Annotated in this window: 3 protein-coding genes and 1 pseudogene; 3 read left to right on the top strand and 1 reads right to left on the bottom strand. The window is 66.7% G+C overall.

The window, feature by feature from the left end:
* Window positions 1-348 precede the first annotated feature (348 nt).
* A pseudogene (locus ACIBJF_RS52920) lies at window positions 349-588 on the bottom strand (ABC transporter ATP-binding protein); the annotation flags it as partial.
* Here ACIBJF_RS52920 and ACIBJF_RS52915 point away from each other — a divergent pair.
* The 3 genes from ACIBJF_RS52915 (at window position 472) to ACIBJF_RS52905 (ending at window position 2,242) form a co-directional block, all read left to right on the top strand.
* Entirely contained in the window at window positions 472-849 is a 378-nt protein-coding gene (locus tag ACIBJF_RS52915) for a hypothetical protein (RefSeq protein ID WP_399185042.1), read from the top strand. The pseudogene ACIBJF_RS52920 and the gene ACIBJF_RS52915 overlap by 117 nt on opposite strands.
* Window positions 850-969: 120 nt before the next feature.
* Complete coding sequence (locus ACIBJF_RS52910; protein WP_399185041.1) at window positions 970-1,299, top strand: hypothetical protein; 330 nt, start codon at window positions 970-972, stop codon at window positions 1,297-1,299.
* Between the two features lie 277 nt (window positions 1,300-1,576).
* Entirely contained in the window at window positions 1,577-2,242 is a 666-nt protein-coding gene (locus ACIBJF_RS52905) for a nitroreductase (RefSeq protein WP_399185040.1), read from the top strand.
* Window positions 2,243-2,590 lie beyond the last annotated feature (348 nt).

Here is a 2,590-nt window from a genome sequence, read left to right as displayed (position 1 = left end):
CTCCTCCTTGAGCTCTCCGGGAAACAGGGACGAACGGCGCACCGGACAGCCCTAGGACGCCGCCACCGAGCAGCAAACCACCACCCGACCAAGAACACATTCCGGGACATACCGCCAAACGGTGGACCACGTCATCGCGCCGGCGGTCACCGCAGTCACGGCACCCGCCCCGCACACGCATGGCCACGGCCGGGGCCAGTAGGCGAGTGGCCTGGACAGGCCGCCCGGCGCAGGCGGGAACCATGAGCGCGGACCCATCCCCCCGCGCTCTTCCCGACCGGGATGGACGTCACCGCCAAGCACCCCCGAACTGAAGACTCTGGCTTGCCTGCTGCCTACGGGAGGGGGTCATGCGGGATCTGCGACGGTGGTGGAGCCGGGGCGGGGGATGGTGGGCCCCGAGGGGACGTACTGGGCGGCCTGCGCGTCGAACATCGAGGCGTAGCGCCCGTTGCCGGCCATGAGTTCGTCGTGGCTACCGTGTTCGACGAGCCGTCCGTGGTGCAGGACGTAGATGCAGTCGGCGTGGCGGACCCCGGACATGCGGTGGGTGACCAGGACGACGGCCCGGTTCGGAGCGGCGACCCGTCCGCTGCGGTGACAACCCAGCTCAGCGCGGCGTGGTCAGCTCAGCGCGGCGTGGTCACCGAGGATCATCAGATGCGTCGCAGACACGCTGATCTCTGCAGTGCCCGCCAGTGCATCGCGGCCGAGATGCCGGGCGACTGCGCGAAGGCAGTAAGCCACCTGCAGCGCATGGGTTGGGCAGTCCAGGAGTTGCTCGAGGTGCTGGTCGAGATCGGGTGCGTGAAAGCGCCGGACTCCCTGAGTACGAGCGAGGGCCTGTGACCGCCCCCGACTCTCTCGCCCGTGCTGGTGTGGTGCTCCTCCGCAGGACCACCGAGCTTCCCGGCGTCCAGAGCGCCGTCCTGACGGCCCCGCTTCTGGACCCGAACAACGATCGGCGCGATGGCCTGGAACGGCGACATGCTGCTGCACGCTGTGGAAGGTGTCAGCCGACTCGTGGGCAACGGCGTACGCCACGGCCTGCCCGCCCGCGCACTCGTCCAGGAGCTTCGGCTTCCCCTGACCGCATCCCCCACGGACGCCGGTGCCATGGCCTTCGACGTCCGCGACCTGGTTCCGGCCTTTCCAGACTCGGAGGCTGCCATCCGGCGCAGAGAAGGGCCGGGTCTCTGGCACGTCGCCCACCTGGGGGCCCGGGGCACCCGGTTCCTGCCACACGAAGGCCGGGGCAAGACCGTACGCGCTGTACTCGGCCCCGAACCGACCCTGTGAACTGCGCACCCGCATGACTCCTGTCCTTTGGCCCGAGCGGATCCGGCCCTGACCACCGGACAGGTCCAGACTCCCGGCGCGGGGACGGACACCACCGAAACGTCCCCCACGGCTCGAACACCGCCCCGCGCCGGGGACCGACGCGCAGCCGCTTCCAAGACCGCCGCATTGCCCCACTCGAAGTCCAGCTCCTGGGTCAAGGACCAGTCCCATGAGGCCAGTCCTGTGCTGGAGACGGTAAAGAGGTGGTTGCCGTTGAGCGAGAGGAAGAGAAGACGTGGATGTGTATGAAGCCGTGGACAGTCGCCGGGCCGTGCGGGCGTTCAACGATGAGCCGGTATCCAAAGAGATACTCGAACGAGTGCTTGCTGCAGCGACGCGGGCTCCGTCGAGTGGGAACCTCCAGCCGTGGCATGTGTATGTCGTCACCGGCGAGCCCTTGGCCGAACTGAAGAAGCGTGCGACGGCCAGGGCACTGACGGGAGACCCGGGTGATGAGCGGGAGTATCCGATGTACCCGGCCGAACTGACCTCGCCGTATCTGGAGCGCTTTTCCGCCGCGGCCGCCCAGCGCTACAAAGCGCTGGGAATCGAGCGCGACGACCCCGGCAGGCCCATGAAGATCGCCGCCTTGAACTCGGAGGCATTCGGAGCGCCGGTCGTACTGTTCTGCTACCTCGACCGGACGATGGGGCCCGGCCAGTGGGGGGACGCGGGGATGTACCTGCAGACGGTCATGCTGTTGTTAAGGGCGGAAGGGTTGCACACCTGCCCCCAGGTGATGTGGACGATGTATCGCAAGACTGTCAGCCAGATAGTCGGAGCCGATGACGGGCTTGTGCTGTTCTGCGGTGTCGCGGTGGGCTTCGAGAAGGAAGGCGTGCCACGGCTGCGTACCGGGCGGGCGGATCTGACAGAAACAGTGAGCTTCATCGGCGCATGATCGCTAAGCGGTCAAGATCCACAGGACAGACCTTATGCGCCACCCGGCCCCTCATACGAGCTGAGATTCCAACTCGCCGAGGCAGACACTGACCACACTGCCCGCAGCTGGATTTTCGTCCCCCACTCACTCGAAGAGCCAGCTGAGGGTGTTTCACATGGCGAACATGCATGCCACGTGAAACAGCAGGTCAACGCCATGAAGTCGGCTCTCGCGGTCGGAAAACTCGAATGCAACCCGTCCGGCCAATGGCATTGAGCCTTTCCCGGTAACCGACGGTCGCTGAGGGTGATCGCCTCCGGGAGTCTCGTGGTGTACTCCCAACTCCGGGCAGACGTAAGGCCCCTG

Origin of the sequence: Streptomyces sp. NPDC050743 (genome assembly GCF_044456925.1) — a bacterium.
In the GTDB taxonomy this organism is placed as follows: domain Bacteria; phylum Actinomycetota; class Actinomycetes; order Streptomycetales; family Streptomycetaceae; genus Streptomyces.
Note: the sequence above shows the minus strand (reverse complement) of the source record. Positions and strands in the feature narration are given on the sequence as shown.